The sequence below is a fragment of the Bacillus sp. FSL W8-0183 genome (assembly GCF_038006825.1).
GTDB classification, from domain to species: domain Bacteria; phylum Bacillota; class Bacilli; order Bacillales; family Bacillaceae; genus Bacillus; species Bacillus altitudinis.
The window spans coordinates 648,133-666,730 of record NZ_JBBOVY010000001.1; the positions used below are offsets into that span (position 1 = coordinate 648,133).

The 18,598-nt window shown below is 39.6% G+C and carries 18 protein-coding genes; 13 read left to right on the top strand and 5 right to left on the bottom strand.

The features are described 5' to 3' along the window. Positions 1-93 precede the first annotated feature (93 nt). Positions 94-495: a MerR family transcriptional regulator gene (locus NSQ64_RS03360; protein ID WP_017366673.1), complete on the top strand. Its 402-nt coding sequence runs from the start codon at positions 94-96 to the stop codon at positions 493-495. A 42-nt stretch (positions 496-537) separates the two neighbouring features. Here NSQ64_RS03360 and bglS read toward each other — a convergent pair whose 3' ends face one another. Continuing rightward, positions 538-1,269 carry a beta-glucanase gene (gene bglS, locus NSQ64_RS03365; RefSeq protein WP_341015057.1) on the bottom strand — a complete coding sequence of 244 codons (732 nt, stop codon included), beginning with the start codon at positions 1,267-1,269 and terminating at the stop codon, positions 538-540. A 266-nt stretch (positions 1,270-1,535) separates the two neighbouring features. Between bglS and NSQ64_RS03370 the strand changes: the two genes are divergently transcribed. From NSQ64_RS03370 to NSQ64_RS03400, 6 genes are all read left to right on the top strand, one after another. Then, complete coding sequence (locus NSQ64_RS03370) at positions 1,536-2,114, top strand: TetR/AcrR family transcriptional regulator (protein WP_039169846.1); 579 nt, start codon at positions 1,536-1,538, stop codon at positions 2,112-2,114. Positions 2,115-2,186: 72 nt separating this feature from the next. After that, entirely contained in the window at positions 2,187-3,626 is a 1,440-nt protein-coding gene (locus tag NSQ64_RS03375) for a DHA2 family efflux MFS transporter permease subunit (RefSeq protein ID WP_045035253.1), read from the top strand. Positions 3,627-3,816: 190 nt separating this feature from the next. Beyond that, on the top strand, positions 3,817-4,710 hold the full coding sequence (locus NSQ64_RS03380) for an alpha/beta hydrolase (protein ID WP_341015060.1): 894 nt from the start codon (positions 3,817-3,819) through the stop codon (positions 4,708-4,710). A gap of 151 nt (positions 4,711-4,861) precedes the next feature. After that, complete coding sequence (locus tag NSQ64_RS03385; RefSeq protein ID WP_048001239.1) at positions 4,862-5,239, top strand: MmcQ/YjbR family DNA-binding protein; 378 nt, start codon at positions 4,862-4,864, stop codon at positions 5,237-5,239. A 111-nt stretch (positions 5,240-5,350) separates the two neighbouring features. After that, entirely contained in the window at positions 5,351-6,112 is a 762-nt protein-coding gene (locus NSQ64_RS03390; RefSeq protein WP_268383367.1) for an SDR family NAD(P)-dependent oxidoreductase, read from the top strand. A gap of 717 nt (positions 6,113-6,829) precedes the next feature. Further along, complete coding sequence (locus tag NSQ64_RS03400; RefSeq protein ID WP_007496435.1) at positions 6,830-7,978, top strand: type II asparaginase; 1,149 nt, start codon at positions 6,830-6,832, stop codon at positions 7,976-7,978. Positions 7,979-8,013: 35 nt separating this feature from the next. Here NSQ64_RS03400 and NSQ64_RS03405 read toward each other — a convergent pair whose 3' ends face one another. The 3 genes from NSQ64_RS03405 to NSQ64_RS03415 form a co-directional block, all read right to left on the bottom strand. Next, positions 8,014-8,907, bottom strand: coding sequence for an alpha/beta fold hydrolase (locus tag NSQ64_RS03405; RefSeq protein WP_268383364.1), 894 nt, complete (start codon positions 8,905-8,907; stop codon positions 8,014-8,016). Between the two features lie 56 nt (positions 8,908-8,963). Then, positions 8,964-9,416: a MarR family winged helix-turn-helix transcriptional regulator gene (locus NSQ64_RS03410; RefSeq protein ID WP_341015065.1), complete on the bottom strand. Its 453-nt coding sequence runs from the start codon at positions 9,414-9,416 to the stop codon at positions 8,964-8,966. A 103-nt stretch (positions 9,417-9,519) separates the two neighbouring features. Then, entirely contained in the window at positions 9,520-9,705 is a 186-nt protein-coding gene (locus NSQ64_RS03415; protein ID WP_024719177.1) for a hypothetical protein, read from the bottom strand. 136 nt (positions 9,706-9,841) lie between these two features. Here NSQ64_RS03415 and NSQ64_RS03420 point away from each other — a divergent pair, with 136 nt between their 5' ends. Both NSQ64_RS03420 and NSQ64_RS03425 read left to right on the top strand, forming a co-directional pair. Continuing rightward, complete coding sequence (locus NSQ64_RS03420) at positions 9,842-10,447, top strand: TetR/AcrR family transcriptional regulator (protein WP_268383361.1); 606 nt, start codon at positions 9,842-9,844, stop codon at positions 10,445-10,447. 31 nt (positions 10,448-10,478) lie between these two features. Beyond that, entirely contained in the window at positions 10,479-11,675 is a 1,197-nt protein-coding gene (locus tag NSQ64_RS03425; RefSeq protein WP_017358445.1) for an MFS transporter, read from the top strand. Between the two features lie 48 nt (positions 11,676-11,723). Here NSQ64_RS03425 and NSQ64_RS03430 read toward each other — a convergent pair. Next, a protein-coding gene (locus NSQ64_RS03430) for an IS3 family transposase (RefSeq protein WP_268356789.1) occupies positions 11,724-13,075 on the bottom strand; the annotation gives its coding sequence in 2 pieces (ribosomal slippage) (positions 11,724-12,631 and positions 12,631-13,075; 1,353 coding nt in all). Positions 13,076-13,256: 181 nt separating this feature from the next. Here NSQ64_RS03430 and NSQ64_RS03435 point away from each other — a divergent pair. From NSQ64_RS03435 to NSQ64_RS03450, 4 genes are all read left to right on the top strand, one after another. Then, a complete protein-coding gene (locus NSQ64_RS03435; RefSeq protein WP_045035192.1) occupies positions 13,257-14,288 on the top strand; it encodes an acyltransferase family protein in 1,032 nt (343 codons plus the stop codon). 149 nt (positions 14,289-14,437) lie between these two features. Next, positions 14,438-16,615, top strand: coding sequence for an MMPL family transporter (locus tag NSQ64_RS03440; RefSeq protein ID WP_113767299.1), 2,178 nt, complete (start codon positions 14,438-14,440; stop codon positions 16,613-16,615). 69 nt (positions 16,616-16,684) lie between these two features. After that, the gene (locus NSQ64_RS03445) at positions 16,685-17,902 is read left to right on the top strand and encodes a sensor histidine kinase (RefSeq protein WP_341015072.1); all 1,218 of its coding nucleotides are present in this window, start codon (positions 16,685-16,687) and stop codon (positions 17,900-17,902) included. A 5-nt stretch (positions 17,903-17,907) separates the two neighbouring features. Beyond that, on the top strand, positions 17,908-18,558 hold the full coding sequence (locus NSQ64_RS03450) for a response regulator transcription factor (RefSeq protein WP_341015074.1): 651 nt from the start codon (positions 17,908-17,910) through the stop codon (positions 18,556-18,558). Positions 18,559-18,598: the final 40 nt, after the last annotated feature.

Genomic DNA, 18,598 nt, shown 5'->3' on the forward strand with positions numbered 1-18,598 from the left:
TTGAGCCAAAAGTATCTTGTCTTCTCGATAAAAATGGAGATGATGGGAAAAGGGAGATCGTCAAGTAAGAGAAAGAAGAGAAGGGTGAAAACAATGAAAATAGCACAAGCCGCCAAGCAGCTCGATTTATCTACTGCTACGCTCAGGTATTATGAGAATATAGGTTTAATTAGACCGATCAGGCGTGATGAAAATGGTGTTCGTGATTATACAGAAGAAGATATTCAGTGGATAGAATTTATTAAATGTATGAGAAATGCGGGTCTGTCAATTGATGCTCTTAGAGAATATACGGCTTTATTTATCGAGGGAGAGGATCGTACATTGTCCTCAAGGAAGAGGATTTTGGTCAATGAGAGAGAAAGACTTGTAGACAAACAAAAGGAAATCGAAGAAACGATTAAACGGTTAGATTACAAGATCGAAAGTTATGAAGATATTATCCACAGTTATGAACAAAAACTAGTTCATCAATTAAAAACGAGCTCTATTTAAATGAAGAAAAACCTGTGACTTGTCACAGGTTTTGTGATGTGGTTATCTTTTTGTGTAACGCACCCAATTGTAATGAGCATAAAGTGGAGTAACACCGTTGTAGGAGCCGAGCCATTCATCGACACCTGCACCATTCCATAAGTTCATCATAATCTTTCCCGGTGTTTGAGGGATTTGAGTAGTAGCCGTATGTTTTAATTGACCGTCCACATACCATTTAATCGAGTTAGGCTGCCAGTCGAACGCATATGTGTGATAAGAGTTTGCTGCATCAAAACCAAGGTTGACGATTTTTTCATGATTTCCGACACCATTGGTATAATAGTTAAACTGAACTTTTGTCGTATCTTTTCCTAGAAATTCGATGTCGATTTCATCCCAAGGCGTACCATCAGTCGGTCCCGTATAAGTAAAGAACGAAGACACGATCCCAACATTTTTGGCTGGTTTCATGTTTACTTCATATAGCCCATAGCCATATGTTTGAGTAGAACGGTTTTCTCCGCAGTCAAACTTATTATAGGAAGGACTTGTGAGCGATAATCGCATTTCCCCTAACGACGTCATGGAGACATTGTTTGCGCGCCACGTACAGTTAAACATATTTCCGTTCGAGTACCCATCGGCTTTTTGCCATAACCCGGTATTATAGTTGTTGAACGGTTCATAAAACGACCCGCCCGTTTGTGCCGAGGCACTTGCAGCAAATGTGGACAAACTCATAAATAATCCAGTGACAAGCAGCATCAACATTCGTTTTACACGGTAAGACATGTAGGCATTCCCCTCTCTTTTTGAAAGCGTTTTCTTTTTGATCATACATGATTCTCTCAAAATGGAAAATCGGTCTAAATAATGATAAACAGTGTGTTTTTTTAATAGAATGAAAAGAAAATTGATAGGTAAAAAATAATGATTGACAAAGCGGACAGTTGTCCGTAAGATAATACCGGTACAATTGTCCTAATGAAAATGAAAGAAATTTGATTTACACATAGAGATATATGCAAGGTGGATGAAGGTAAAGAAGGTGAAGCATCATGGAAAAGGATATTGGAAAGGAAATTGAAGAGGTCGCTTTTTCTTTGTTTCAAGAGTTTGGTGTAGAGAATGTCAGTATGCATAAAATTGCTAAAACAGCTGGTGTTGGACAGGGTACTCTTTACCGCCGATATGCCAATAAAAGTGATTTATGCCTTTCGATCCTTGGAGAAAAATTTGAACAACTGATCCCTGCGTTGCATCTTTACTTAAGTAAAATCAGTGATCAGCCGGTTCGTGAGCGTTTACGATATGTTCTTGAAGAAATTCATCTCATCGTCGGTCATCATTTAGATTGGATTCGCATGCTCACAATCTCTGGGAACTTAGAGCAGACAAGTAAAGTATATGATTGTCATTACAGTCAATCACTCAAACAAATCATTCGTGATTTGCTCGAGGAAGCGAAAGTAAAGGGAGAAGCGAACATACAAGACATTGAGTTGACGACATTATGTATGTCCTCTCCAATGACGCCTGAACTCATGTTTTATATTCATGAATCCGGCTACTCAATCGAAAAAATTGCACAATTCGCTGCGGAAAAACAAATTTTATCTGTTTTTCAACGACAATGAAGTGGCTCATTTCTGACTAGCCTGACTTCCTAAGATTGCTCAATATTGAAAAAGAAAAGGAGCCAACTTAATATGAACAAACAGCAAACAGCAGCTTCCGACATTCGAACGCTGCCCATTATTATTTCATTTATCACAGCTGGATTTATTGGACTGTTCAGTGAAACGGCACTCAACATGGCGCTGAGAAGTTTAACATTAGACTTTGGTATTGAAGCAACGACTGCTCAGTGGCTTACAACCGGCTATTTATTAACACTAGGGATTCTTGTTCCAATTTCTGGCCTCATTCTTCAATGGTTTACAACAAGACAGCTTTTCATAACTTCACTGGTCTTTTCGATCATCGGTACATTTATTGCGGCCGTTGCACCAGTCTTCAGTATTTTAATGGTGGCACGTGTGGTGCAGGCAGTAGGAACAGCCTTGCTCCTTCCATTGATGTTTAATACGATCTTGGTTATCATTCCGCCTCATAAAAGAGGTAGATCAATGGGGATTATCGGTCTTGTCATTATGTTTGCCCCAGCAGTTGGTCCAACGGTCTCTGGCCTTATTCTTAAATCGTTAACATGGCATTGGATTTTTTGGATTTCGCTTCCGTTATTAGTTGCTGCACTCGTATTTGGGTATATTTTTATGCAAAATATTACGGAACCCACAAGACCGAAAATCGACATTTTATCGATTGTGCTATCAACCATCGGTTTCGGTGGAATTGTGTATGGTTTTAGCAGTGCCGGTGAAGGCGGCGGCTGGAGCAGTATGCATGTGATTGTGGCGATTGTTGTAGGTGTCATTGGCATTCTTGTGTTCTCTCTAAGACAGTTAAACATGAAAGAACCGATGTTGAATTTAAGCCCATTTAAATATCCAATGTTTGTGATCGGGTTACTTCTGATTTTAGTGTGTATGATGGTGATGCTGTCTGCTATGATGATTTTGCCATTATATCTGCAAACGTCCTTGGCACTTTCTACATTTACAGCAGGTTTAATGCTATTACCAGGTGGAATTATCAATGGACTGCTATCGCCAATCATGGGTGGGCTTTTTGATAAATTTGGGCCGAAGTGGCTTGTCATCCCAGGCCTTGTCATCGTTGCAGCGACCATGTTTGGCTTCACGAACTTAAGTGTGAATACGTCCATCGGTTATATCGTGACGCTTCATATTACGTTAATGATAGGAATTGCGATGATCATGATGCCTGCCCAAACAAATGGATTAAATCAGCTGCCGCCAGAGCTATATCCGCACGGTACAGCGATTATGAATACATTGCAGCAAGTATCAGGAGCGATTGGGACTGCGGTTGGTATCTCGATCCTTTCATCAGGAGCGCGCAGTTTTATGGAAAATGTGGCTGATCCCGCAAATCCAGTCAATAAGCTGCTCGCCTTTACAAATGGCGTCCAGCATGCCTTTATCTTTGCTGTCATTATGACAGTGATTGGTTTGGTGATTGCTTTCTTTATTAAACGAGTGAAAGTAGAACAACAAGTATCATAATATATGAAAAGCACTGAGGACTTAGCGCCGCAGTGCTTTTTTTATTTACTCATAGGGGTGAATGTTTGTTTCAAAGAAGCTGAAAATGGGGAGATAGATAAAAAGCAACGACTCTCTGACGACATTGAAGGAAAAGGCGAAATTCGTAACGAATGGATAGAGATAAAAGAATAAGATAGGAGCTGAGATCATGAACTTAGACGAACAAATTAAAATGGCTGAGTCATTGCGTCAACCAGCTGAAGATTCATTAGCTGGTCAATCAGAACTAAAGCCAGTCCACCCTCCTGAAGTGAACAAAATGGAATATGATATCCCAACGGGTGCTGGTGAAACAAAGGTGTGGGTATTTAAACCTGTGAAAACATTGAAACAACCCCTTCCTGTTTTCGTGAATTTGCATGGGGGCGGTTTTATACTTGGAAGTGCTGAAATGGATAATCATTGGTGTCCGGTCATAGCAGATCGTGCGGAGTGTATCGTTGTCAATGTGGAATATCAGCTGGCACCGGAACACCCTTTTCCGGCTGCTCTTCATGAATGCTACGATGTGATGAAATGGTTATATGAACATCCTGATGAACTACAAATAGACCCAAATCGATTAGCCATTGGCGGTCATAGTGCAGGTGGGAACTTGGCAACAGCGGTTTGTTTGCTTGATATCCAAAAAGGGAACAAACTTCCGATTGTCTATCAAGTGCTTGACTATCCACCGCTTGATTTGGCTACTGATCCAGCACAAAAGCCAGCGTTTGAAGAAGCAATTCCAGTTGAAATGGCGAGACTGTTTAATTCCTTCTACCTGCAAGGTCAAGATCCGCACAATCCGCTCGTTTCTCCAGTCTTTGCAGAGAGAGAAGTCTTAGCACAAATGCCCCCAGCTCTTGTTATCACAGCTGAGAAGGATTCACTAGCTGAAGAAGCTGAGCATTATGCGGACAAGTTAAAAGAAGCAGGGGTAGATGTCACATACAAACAATTTAAAGGAGTCCCTCATGCGTTCACTCATGCCGGAGATTTAGAGATAGCTGAAGAGGCTTGGCATCTGACGAGCGATCAGCTTAAGAAGGCGTTTGAATAAGAAATATTCGGATATAAGTAAAAAGCACAGACCTTTTTTTCTGTGCTTTTTTTGTGTTCTTGCTGACGTCCTGAAAAGAAGTGTAGATACAACAATCACAACTGTCGATATAATAGAAAGATAGAAGACAACTAAAAAAGGAGCTAATAGAATGAAAAAAGAGACACTACAGGCATTTTGTCTTTCTTTACAAGGAGCAACCCACGACTATCAACCTGAGTGGCAGGCAGATCGTTATCATATAGGTGGAAAGATGTTCGCCATGATGGGGGGAGACGTCGATCGCAAGCCAGTCATCACTTTAAAATGTGATCCGCAACGCGCTGAAGAATTAAGAGAAATGCATGAAGGAATTATTCCCGGATATTACATGAATAAGACGCATTGGAATTCTATTTATCTTGATGCAGATATTCCATCTTCATTTGTCGAAGAGCTAATTGAACATTCCTATCAACTGGTTTTTCACAAATTAACAAAAAAAGCTCAGCAGGCTATCCTCCAACATAATTCAAAAGAAACCGATTAAATGCTAAACGTTCAGTTGTTCATGTCTCTTTGAATCTCTTCAAAATTGACTAGAGTCACATGCTCTCGCTATACTTTAAACAGCTAGAAGATACGAATAGGGGGATATACAATGGGCTATACAGTCATTACAGGGGCAAGTTCAGGTATTGGATATGAAACGGCTTTGGCCTTTGCAGCAAGAGGAAAAAATCTGATCTTAGCTGCACGCCGGCTTGATAAACTCCAAGAACTGAAAGAAAAGATTCTAGAAACATATCCCGATATTCAAGTGAAAATCCAGTCTGTTGATTTAACAGACAGAGAGCAAGTGTATTCTTTCTATGAGTCATTAGCTGGTGATGAGCTGGATACGTTCATTAATAATGCTGGGTTTGGCCATTTTGGTTCAATAGGAGAGCAGGATTTGAAAAAAATTGGGGACATGCTTCATCTCAATATTGAAGCGTTAACAATTTTATCCACTCTGTATGTCCATGATTATGAGCAAAAAGAGGGGACGCAGCTAATCAATATCTCTTCAAGAGCGGGTTATACCGTCGTCGCCAATGCTGTCACTTATTCAGCAACGAAATTTTATGTGAGCGCCTTTACAGAAGGGCTGGCCCTAGAATTGAAAGAAAAAGGAGCCAAATTACAGGCAAAAGTATTAGCGCCTGCTGCGACAGAATCGGAATTTGCAAAGCGTTCATTAGATGTCGATCAATTCGAATATGAAGGCACTATCAAGAAATATCACACATCAAAAGAAATGGCAGCGTGCTTGCTTGAGCTTTACGACAGTTCACAAACAGTTGGTATCGTTGATGGGAAGACATTTGATTTTGAATTGAAGGACCCCATTTTTTCACACGCTGGCACAAGCATGAAATAAAAAGTTCCAATCACTGAGGATAGATTCTCTTAGTGATCAGCAGGTCATCTAGCCGAAAGATGTCTTGGATAATGTGGAGCACTGTCAACACATACTAGAATAGATAAAAACACCTACACATTAGGTGTTTTTTTTATGCTTCTTTGATGAATGAAAGAATCGCAGGTCCAGTAAATGAGACTGCTGACAATCATGATCGGAAGGGATGTGGAGCTCTCAATTCCATCCATAACAAAAAGCATGACAATCATTGCTATCAGTAAGTAAGCCGCTAAATAAAGAGGATGAAAAGCCTTGGGCTGTAAAGAGAACAACAACTGTAAAGGTACCGCAAAGATGAAATAATAAACAAAAAAGATGGGAGTGTAAAACATCATAAACGCAGGCTCGCCCTGAATCGGTGGATATAAACATACGAACAAGCTGAGTAAAATGGAACTGAAGAATAGTGTGAGTAGGATTTTGTAAAATGGTTGAACGGAACGCACTGTATGTACTCCTTTTTTGTAAGATTTCCTATATTTTATCATAAATGGGTTGAGAACAATTTCTGAAGTCAATTTAGGTATTATGGTATAAATAAATTTTGATAATAGTGTCCTTTTTCCTTTATTTGGTTCTGTGACTTTCACCTCATGCTGATGAATGAAGGAATGGTATAAAGTAAACCCTATAGACAGATAATTATTCATCACATTTAAGAAAAGAGATGATCTTATGAACGTAACAAAATGGTTTGGTGCTGCCCTTCTTTCTGTTTCACTATTGGTGACCGCAGCTTGTGCGAACGATAGCACTCAAGAGAATAATCAAAGTAATCAAGAAAGCACTACCAGTGAAACAAAAGAAAAAAACACGGCTGTTGAGACAGGGAACAAATCTTTATCCAATATTAAGGTGCTGGCAACAGGCGGAACGATTGCCGGTAGTTCAGATAGTAATACAGATACGACTGGATATAAATCTGGTGCACTTGGAATCGATAAAGTCATTGCTTCCGTACCACAGCTGAAGGATATTGCAAATGTCACGGGTGAGCAAGTAGCGAACGTCGGCAGTGAAAATGTGGATAACGCTCTTCTTTTAAAATTAGCGAAACGAGTCAATCAGCTTTTAAATGATGATCAAGTGGATGGCATTGTGGTGACACATGGTACAGATACTTTAGAAGAAACGGCCTATTTTTTACATTTGGTTGTAAAAAGTGATAAGCCAGTGGTGGTCGTGGGTTCCATGAGGCCAGCATCTGCCATTAGTGCGGATGGCCCGCTTAACCTGTATCATGCAGTGAAAATTGCTTCGACAAAAGAAGCCAAAGGCAAAGGTGTAATGGTGACATTAAATGACCGAATTGCCTCTGCTCGTTTTATTACGAAGACAAATACCACCACAACCGATTCGTTCAAGTCTCTTGAGCAAGGGTACATTGGAGAAGTGGCGGGTGAAGTTGTCTCTTTTTATAACGAACCGACAAGAAAACATACAGCTGACAGTGAATTCGATATTTCAAAGCTAAAAGAGCTGCCGCAAGTGGATATCTTATACGGCTATCAAAATGATCAAAAGTATGTGTATGATGCTGCGGTTAAAGCAGGAGCGAAAGGCATTGTCGTTGCCGCCGCAGGAAATGGAACGATGTCAACAGAAGCGATCAATGGGGCAACAGATGCAGTGAAGAAAGACGTGGTGATCGTGAGGTCAAGCCGTGCAGGAAATGGTATTGTCACACATGAAAAAATGGATGATGAACATCATTTTGTCTCATCGGATTCATTAAATCCACAAAAAGCCCGCATTCTACTCATGCTGGCTCTGACGAAAACAAAAGATCCAGATAAAATTCAATCCTATTACGAGCAGTATTAAAAAGAAAAAGACCCGACGTATCATTGGGTCTTTTTTTATATGTGTACCTGATGTTCAGCCCGTTTTTTTAAAGAGAGTAAAATGTCTCTCCAAACATCATCTATATCAGTAAGAAAATGTCCTGCTTGCTCGATATAGTGCGTTTTGGCGTTTGGAATGTTCGGAGCAATGCTTTCTATCTCTTCAAAAGGGGCCATCTGATCCTCTTTTCCATGCCAGACATCCACAGGGATTTGTATATCTTTCATATCGAATGCCCATGACCGCGACAGTAAATCTGGCTCATAAATACATTCATCAACCGATTGACGAGTGGCTTCGTATAAATGCATCATCATCAGCTCCAGTTGCTCATCGGTTTGAAGAAATTGCCGATCCGATGGATGTAAATGTTTGTTCCCTTTTTTCGTTAGTTTCTTGAATTTCTCTGGTTTCTTTTCAATTAGTTTTTTCTGAGCGCGATAGCTTGCCTTTAAGAGCCAAGGCATTCTTTTACTGAGGAAAAAGGCAATCTTGTTCTCCTTTAGCATACTTTTAGGCGGTTTACCATCCTGAAATGGGGTGGTACTTGAGACGAGAGCAACCGAAAGAATGCGATCTGGCAATTGATAGGCACAACCAGCAGCGAATGCCCCACCTCCAGAGACACCAATCACTGAAAAATGGGAGATGTCAAGATGATCGGCCACTTCCTGTACGTCTTTTGCCCAGTCTAAAATGGTGCGGTCAGGTTGCGGATCAGATAAACCAAAACCAGGTCTGTCTAAAGAAATGAGACGAATGCCAAGCTCTTTTGAGATTGGATCATCATCTAAAAACATCACTCTCGATCCAGGTGTCCCATGAAAAAAGAATACTGGGAATCCTTCAAGATCACCGTATTGAGACAAACCAATATGACGTCCATCTTGCAAATGAATCCTGTCCATATGATCATCCCCTTCATCGTTTATCTAGCTTACATATTCATGCATGAAAGGCCGGGTTAAGGCGTTTCTTTCGCAATTTGATAGATTTTTTCGTAAAGCGATAATAATGTTTTTAGATCTTCTTTTGAAAGCTTGGTATAGTATTTTTGAATAAGATGTAGCTGAATTTTTTCAATATCTTTATGATAGTCATGGCCCTTTTGAGCAAAATCAACAATGATTTCTCTACGGTTATGTGGATTAATCTCTCTTTTCACATATCCAAGCTGTTCAAGCTTTGATATGAGCTGGCTAGCGGCACTAGATGAAATGGAGAAATAATCAGCTAGTTCATTGATTGTTCTCGTCTTCGACCGCAGCAATTCAAGTGTCAGTTCTTGTTTGCTTGTTAAATCTGCATACTCATTTTTTAAGAATCGTTGATACTCTTCTACATAGATAGAACCTAGTGCGTTTGAGTACTCAATGATTTTTTTGCTGTAATGAATGATATCCTCATCCAATGACATCACCTCTTTTCTCCTATATTATATGCGATCTTAATATTTAAGTGAAGTTAAATGTTAAGAAAAATTAAATAAAAGAGGGATAGATGTGATGAGAAAATGACCTCTACCTCCACTTTCTCATCAACAATGGACAAAGAATACTTCCTGTTATCCCTAAGCATTCATAAAACATAGTTGGTTTGATTTTGAACATGTAGTAGGCTAAGGTGGCAATGAATAGATCATAAAAGAAAAACAAGTATACGTCCTTTTTGGTGATGGCATAAATGATCGTTTTGTTTGTTTTCACTTAGATTCACTCCTTAGGAAGTCGATGCCTTTTTCATTGTATTATGGGCGATCTCCATTTATAATAAAAAATAAACCAACTGGTCGGTTTTATTTGTCCGTGTGAAGAAAAGCAAGGTAGAAGGGATTGTTCATAGATGACAAGTACACAAAGCGGGGCTGGAAAAAGTGAAAAGACGAAGCAGAAAATTGTCACCGCTTCACGTGATTTATTTGCGAAAAAAGGATATTCCGAAACATCCGTGCGAGATATTCTAGAGGCTGCTGAGATAAGTAAAGGCAACCTTTATCATCATTTTAAAGGAAAAGAGTTTTTGTTCCTTCATATTATGGAAGAGGATCATCGACTCATGATGGAGACGTGGCATAAAGAGAAGCAAAGACTGCCTCTGGCCATTGATAAGCTTGCAGGGTTTGCAGAGCTGCTTAGTCAAATGGGGATTAACTATCCTTTAATGAGAGCGAGTGAAGAATTTTGCGCCAGTGCATTTACATCAGATGAAGTCATGGAGCGGCTGAACAAGATTGATGTAGACTTTGATGATGTAATGCGAGACATCCTGCTTGAAGGAAACGAAGATGGCAGCTGGTCGATTCAGCATGTTGAATCAAAAGTGAAAATATTACTTTCCGTATTCTACGGATTAGACGTGTTATATAGAAATGAAACGATGCAGCAGAAAAAGGAATTACAAAAAGAGGCGATCTCATTGTTTATTCACGGAATCAACCATCATGAGTAACAAGTGAGTCAGTAAAGGGGAAACAAACATCATGCAAAAACCGATTCGTGAGCAAAAAGCGGTACTTGTTATTTTATTAAGTAATATATTTATTGCGTTTTTAGGCATCGGTCTGATTATACCTGTCATGCCGCTCTTTATGAATGTCATGCATTTAACGGGCAGTACGATGGGATATCTTGTGGCGGCGTTTGCTGTTGCACAGCTTATCGCATCACCTATTGCGGGAAGATGGGTAGACCGATACGGAAGAAAGATCATGATTGTGTCTGGTCTGTTTCTATTCGCGTTATCAGAACTCGTTTTTGGCTTAGGAACACACGTATATGTTCTGTATTTTGCAAGGGTTCTTGGCGGCATTAGTGCAGCATTTATCATGCCGGCTGTCACCGCTTATGTCGCCGATATCACAACCGTTCAAGAAAGATCAAAGGCAATGGGGTATGTATCCGCTGCTATTAGTACCGGATTTATCATTGGCCCGGGAATTGGCGGATTTATTGCAGAATATGGCGTTCGCCTGCCGTTTTTCTTTGCAGCAGGGATTGCATTTATTGCTGTGATTTCGTCTATGTTTATGCTGAAGGAACCATTAACAAAAGAAGAGCGAGAGAAACAAATGGATCAAGTGAAAGAATCGACCTTCTTTAAAGACTTGAAAAAATCGATTCATCCAAGTTATCTCATCGCCTTCATCATTGTCTTTGTGCTGGCGTTTGGACTATCTGCATATGAAACGGTCTTTAGCTTGTTTACAAATCACAAGTTTGGATTTGGTCCGAAGGATATTGCGATTATCATTACCGTCAGTTCAATTGTAGCCGTCATCATCCAAGTCCTCGTGTTTGGTAAAATGGTGAATGCGCTTGGGGAGAAACGAGTTATTCAACTATGCTTGATTGTTGGAGCAGTTCTCGCTTTTGTTTCCACAGTCGTGTCAGGCTTTATGGTTGTGCTGATCGTGACGTGTGTGATTTTCCTTGCGTTCGATTTATTGCGCCCTGCACTCACGACCTTCTTATCAAAAATCGCTGGCAATCAGCAAGGGTTTGTCGCAGGGATGAACTCTACCTACACAAGTCTTGGTACGATCTTTGGCCCGGCACTTGGCGGCATTTTATTCGATCAAAATATTCATTTCCCATTCCTGTTTGCAGGTGTTGTCTTATTTCTTGGATTGGGCTTAACCCTTATTTGGAAGGGGAAGGCGACGGTTGAATCTGATTAGATAAAGAGCCCTAACTTGAAGTGACCCCCTAAATTTAGACGCGTTTTTTTATGAGACAGCTTTCGAGGCATGAGTTCGATATTGTATCGGACTCATGCCTTTTAGTTTTGTCTTTATACGTGTGTGATTGTAGTAATCAATATATTGTTCAAGTTCTTGCTTGAAGTGTTCGATGTTCTCAAATTTTTTTAGGTATAGAAATTCAGACTTTAAGATACCAAAAAAGTTCTCGATAACTGCGTTATCGTAACAGTTACCTTTTCGGGACATACTCTGTGTAATCCCACGCTTTTTTAAGGCGTGTCTATATTGCTTCATTTGGTAATGCCATCCTTGATCAGAATGTATCATTGGTTTCTCCTCTTCATCTAAACGGTTGAACGCCTGATGAAGCATCGTTGAGACGAGTGAGTAAACAGGTCTTGAACCGACTGTATAGGTAATGATTTCACCATTAAATAGATCTAATATGGGCGAAAGATAGAGCTTCTGACCAAATAACTTGAACTCCGTTATATCTGTGACCCATTTCTCATTTGGTCTATCAGCTTGAAAATGACGAGCCAAAATATTAGGCGCTATTTTGTTCACTGTGCCTCTGTATGAACGATATTTCTTCACTCGGACCATGCATTTTAGCCCTAGAACTTTCATGATGCGCTGGACTTTTTTGTGATTCACCTTTTGTCCTCGGTTGATTAGTTCATCACGAATCCGGCGATATCCATAACGTCCTTGATGTTCCTGATAAATGGTTTGAATCATCTTTTTCAGTTCGACATCCTGATCAGGACGATCTAAATGCTTGATCAAGTAATAGTAGGTACTGCGTGGAATACATGCGAGCTTAAGAAGTGATTTCACCGGATATTGATGCCTTAAATCATAGACTACTTGCGCTTTGTCTTGTTTGGTGATTGTTCCTTGTTTTGAACTAAGGCATTCAACTTTTTTAAATACTCATTTTCCATGCGCAAATGTTCTACTTCTGCCTGTAACGCTTCCATTGATCCTTTCGTTATTTCTTGTTTTCCAGTTTTCTTTTTCATAGACGGACGCCCCTTTTTCTTAGATTGAAGGGCGTCTACTCCTTGTGTTTCCAAGATGCGCTTCCAGTTCCAAAGCGTTGTATCAGAAGGCAGGTTAAAGAGTGCAGCTGTTTCCAAGATAGACGTCCCATGTTCATTCATATAATCAAGTACGTCTAGTTTATATTGGACTGGATAATTTGTATATGACTTTGAAAAAGCTTTTTCGCCATGATATTGATACTTTCTGACCCAATATTGAAGTATGCTTTTGTGCACGCCAATCTGTTTTGCAATTCCAAGCAGGGGTTCGCGGTCAATGAGGTATCGTTTTACCGCTTTGATTTTATCTTCAATTGTAAATTTAGCCAAAAGAAAAGCACCTCCAAATGTTAGACTGTGTCTAATATTTGGGGTGCACTTCAAACTAGGGTTCTTTTTTTTGTTCCTTTTGGATAGATGATTGAAAAATAATCACAAGGTCCCTGTTGAAAAGGTATTATACATGTTAATCTAATACATGTTTTACCAAAATACAGGAGGAGGATTTTCAATGCAAATTAAAGAGATTTTTTATATTCGGTGTATCTCGTGTTTGAGTGTTGTGCTCATTCATGCAATAGCCATTTTATCTAGCTCTCATTCATCATCTATTCTTGTAGCACTACTCATGTTCAGTACCCCGAGTTTTATTTTCATTTCTGAATTTTTATTGGCTCATGCTTATCCGAATGGTACCCCTAAAGGATTTATGTGGAAGAGGGTGAAAGCCATCTTTTTCCCATTTGCTTTTATTGGGATTGTCGATGGTTTTTTGCATTCGGCATCGTTAAATGGAGGGGCAGTTGACTTTTTTAAAAGAGCTTCAGCAAATGTCTTATTGGGAAATTATATTGGTTATTTTGTTCTGATTATTTTTCAATTTTACTTTTTGCACATGTTTTTTCACAAAATGGCTAAGCGTACCTCAGCCAAATGGGTATTGCCGATCTCCTTTATCATCACAGTTGGTTATTTAAGTGTCATGAACCTCGTCAAAATCCCACAACCTCAATTACCTAATCCAATGTTCGGCTTAGAATGGATTCCATTTCCAGGGTGGTTGTTCTATTTTTGTTTAGCCTATTATTGTGGAGCGAATTATCAGCAGTTTATCACAAGACTTCATCGTTTTAAGTATGCCGTGTATGGACTTGTTTTGATTTCCGCAGCGACCCTTCTAAGCAATTCATATGTAGGCTTTTTCGAGTCTTCTTCTAAGAGGCCAGACGTTGTTCTTTATACAGTCAGTATTGTCTTCTTATGTTTTCTCTTGTTTTCTAAAGTGAAAAGCGTTCCACCTTTCGTAGCTGTCATTAGTCAATATTCATTCACCATCTATTTGCTTCACGGGTATTTTCTAGGTATCTCTGTGTTACTATGGGGACAATTAAAAGATTATCCATTCTTTGTAGGGACAATCATAACATCAGCACTTGCAATTGCTGGACCTATCCTATTGTCACGGATAGCAAATCATTATAAATATGGCTATATGTTTGTCGGTAAAATCAACAGAACGAGGCGAAAAACAGTCGCTTCATAAACGTTTTAAAGGGGATCTTAAGAAGATGCCCTTTTTTTGTTGCCTAAAAGTACAATGCTTCTTGCCCGAAAGTACAATTTCAATCGATCATCTCATTGCTTAGAATAAAAAGATGAAGTTCACGAAGTTGAAGAAAAAGGAGTAAGTGAATGGCAAAATTTTTATATCATTTAGGAAAAAGTGCTTTTTCTAAGCCGAAACGGATGATTATCGGTTGGTTACTTGTTTTAGTAGCTGTTGTGGCGGCAACAATAGGGACAGGTGTTTCATTTAATGGCGATATGTCGATTCCAGGAACAAAGTCAGAAAAGGCAATGGATCTCTTGGAGAAAAAGTTCCCAGCAGGTGATGATGGCGGGACGATTCGTCTGATCTTTAAAGCACCTAAGGGTGAAACATTAGAAACAAAAAAAGTAAGAAACAAATTGAACGAAACGATCAAAGAAGTCAAAAAGGATAAAGCAGTCAAGCAAGTGACGGATTTATATCAGACATTTGCTATTAGTAAGGATAAGAAAATAGGGTATGCGGATATTACATACCGGGTAAAGGCGGATGAGGTAAAAACATCCTCGAAAGAGAAAGTATTAGATAGTATTAAGATTTCAAGAAAGGCTGGCATCCAAACAGAATTAGGCGGCTCCGTCACATTCTCAGAAATTGAGGTAGGCGGGATTTCGGAAGTCATAGGTATTGTCATGGCCTTCTTTATTTTAGCCTTTACCTTCGCTTCACTATTGATTGCAGGACTACCGATCTTGACGGCTGTCATTGGGTTAATAATCGGCGTGATGGTCATATTAATTACCTCAAATTTTGTTGAGATGTCTGCATTTAGTCTTACATTAGCTGTGATGATTGGACTTGCAGTAGGAATTGATTATGCATTATTTATCATTTCTCGTTATCGACAGTTATTAGCAGAGGGTTACGAATTGAAAGAAGCAGCAGCTAGAGCTGTTGCTACAGCAGGCAGCGCTGTATTGTTTGCAGGTGTTACCGTCGTAATTGCACTATGCGGACTTGTATTAGTCGGTATACCATTTTTAGGCGTTATGGGTCTTGTAGCTGCATTCATGGTACTATCAGTTATGCTTGTGTCTCTCACAATTGTTCCTGCCATACTAGGGATTCTTGGTGATAAAGTAAGCCCTTCAAGAAAGAATAAATGGTTCTCTAAATTACAATCTCAACAAAAAGAAGAAGCCACAGCTTGGGGAAGGTTTATCAAGAAGTATCCAGGTAAGATCATCCTAGGTGTCATTGTATTGACTGGTCTACTCAGTTGGCCAGCACTTCATATGGAGTTGGGTCTTCCTGATAACGGCATGAAGGGGAAGGAAACAACTGAACGTAAGGGCTATGACCTGTTAGCAGAAGGATTTGGTAAAGGGTTTAATGGGCCACTGGTTGTTATCATTGATGCCTCCCATGCAAATAACGCAATGAAATCTATTGAGAAAACAACAAAAGTATTAGAGAAGATGGATGGCATCAAACAAATGGCACCGCCTGTTCCTAATCCATCGGGTAAGTACGCCATGCTGACCATCTTACCGAAAAGCGGTCCAGAAGATAAGGCGACAAAGCAATTAGTCAAAGATATACGAAATGAATCTAGTCAGACTGCTGCACAGTATGATACGAAATTACTTGTTACTGGTTCTACGGCAGTTAATATAGATATTTCAGATAGACTCAGTGAAGCGTTACCGAAATTTGCAGGAGTCATTATTGGATTTGCTTTGATTTTGATGATTCTTGTGTTTAGGTCATTCCTTGTTCCATTAAAAGCGGTTTTAGGATTCCTTATGACATTGACCGCTACACTAGGTTTTTCTGTCTTTGTTTTACAGGATGGACACCTTGCGCCATTGTTTGGAATACCAGCAAATGGCCCATTGTTAAACTTTATGCCTGTACTAGTAACAGGAATATTATTTGGTCTTGCAATGGATTATGAGGTCTTTTTAGTCAGTCGAATGAGAGAAGATTTCCTTCTATCAGGTGATGCGAAAAAGTCCGTTGTATCAGGTTTGAAGCACAGTGGAAGAGTAGTGACTGCCGCAGGCTTAATCATGATCTTCGTCTTTGCTAGTTTTATCTTTGCAGATGACTTGATTATCAAAACAATGGGGTTAACGTTGGCATTCGGTGTTCTGTTTGATGCATTTGTCATAAGAATGACTTTTATCCCAGCTTGTATGATGCTGATCGGACGAGCTGCTTGGTACTTACCCAAATGGTTTGAAAGATGGCTTCCACGTATAGACATTGAAGGTGAGTCTATTTCTCAGAAGGATGAGAAAGAAGAGAAGGTGATTTAGTCACTGATAGTCTTACATGGTATGATTGATGATACCGCCATTACCTCGATAAAGGGGGGGCGGTATTTTTTGAGTGAATATGAGGCTCGGATGGTGATATTTATGGCGAAACGACGGGTAGACCCTTTTAATGAAATGATCTATTCGCGAATTCCAACATTATTATGGGTCATTCTTGTTTATATTGCAGCAATGATATTTCAGTTTATAACCACCCCATTAGCACTTTCTGGCCTGTTTTTTTCTGCACTTATTGCCGTACATCTGATTCTGCATTGGTGGTCATTTTACTGGTTTCGGCAGAATCCATGGGTATATTTTCTGATTCAAGGAATAGTGATTCTACTTTGTGTTTCAGTCATGCAGGCGGCTTCCCCTGTGATCTTAATTGGTCTGTTACCGGTACTAATAGCGCAAAGTATTGGGGTATATTATCATACATTGAAGGTGATTTTGACAGGGCTTAGTTTTTATGTTCTTTTTTTTCTTGCCCTTATTTTGGTCAATGATACAGATGATTTGACCGTATACATTCCTATTTTGTTTTTGATTCTGATTGTAGTCATCGCATACTCCATTTTATTTTTTAGACAAGTCAAAGCTAGAATTCGTACACAAACATTTTTAAAGGAACTTGAATTGGCACATCAACAAGTGGAAGAGCTGACACTTGCTAATGAGCGTCAAAGAATGGCGAGAGATTTACATGATACCCTTGCACAAGGGCTGGCAGGTATTATTATGCAGCTAGAAGCGGTCCATGCCCATTTAGAGAATCAGAATGTTGAGCGTGCTCAAAGCATTATTAAAGGTTCAATGAGCCATGCGCGGACGACATTAGGTGAGGCGAGATTGGTCATTGACGACCTTCGAACATACAGCCAGGATCAATATGACTTAGCTGATTCTGTGAAAGATGAAGTGAATCGGTTTATGACGGCGACGAATATTCCAGTTCATACAAAAGTGGCTGTCTCTTATCAAGTGTCCCCTTTCCTCATCGAACATACCGTATACATTGTCAGTGAATGTTTGACGAATATTGCCAAGCATGCCAAAGCAAGTAAGGTCGAATTGATGATGAAGCAACAAGATGATCACATCTCCTTGCAAATCACAGACAATGGAGTGGGTTTTGATGATAAAAAACAAGAATCCACTTCCGGGCATTACGGTCTAATTGGTATGTCAGAACGTGCCCGACTGCTTGATGCACAGCTACACTTGAAAAGCGAAAAAAATGAAGGTACACAAGTGACGGTAACCATACCTTTGAAAAAGGAGTAAAAACAATGTCTTATCAAATTGTGATTGTCGATGATCATTTTGTTGTTAGAGAAGGATTAAAATTAATTCTTGAGACAGATCAACGATTTGATGTTGTTGGTGAAGCAGAAGATGGAGCAAAGGGTTTAGATATCTTGAAAGAGAAGGCTCCAGACCTTGTATTACTTGACCTCAACATGCCTAACATGAGTGGGCTTGAGATGTTAAAAGAGATGCAGTCTCTTCAATTAAAAGTACCGGTCCTGATTCTCACTACCTATAACGAAGAGGAATTAATGATTGAAGGGCTGCAACTTGGAGCAAAGGGCTATCTTTTAAAGGATGCCAGCAGAGAAAATTTATTTTATACAATTGAAGCAGCTATCAGAGGGGATATTCTTCTTCAAGCAAACGTCGCTGCTAAAGTATTTGAATCAACAGAGCATCAAGTGACTCCGACCCATTTGAAAAAAGAAATAAACATGCTGACTGAAAAAGAGATGCTTGTCTTGCAAGCAGTGGCTAGAGGATATCGAAGTAAGGAAATTGCATTTGATATGGGGATTTCCGAGAGAACTGTCAAAGCTCATTTAACAAATATTTATCAAAAGCTGGAGGTCACTTCAAGAGCGGAAGCAATTAAAGCAGCAGTGGAATTAGGGGTGATTCATTTTTAGAGAGAATGAGTTAGCAGCAGAATAATAGACAAGAGACCTT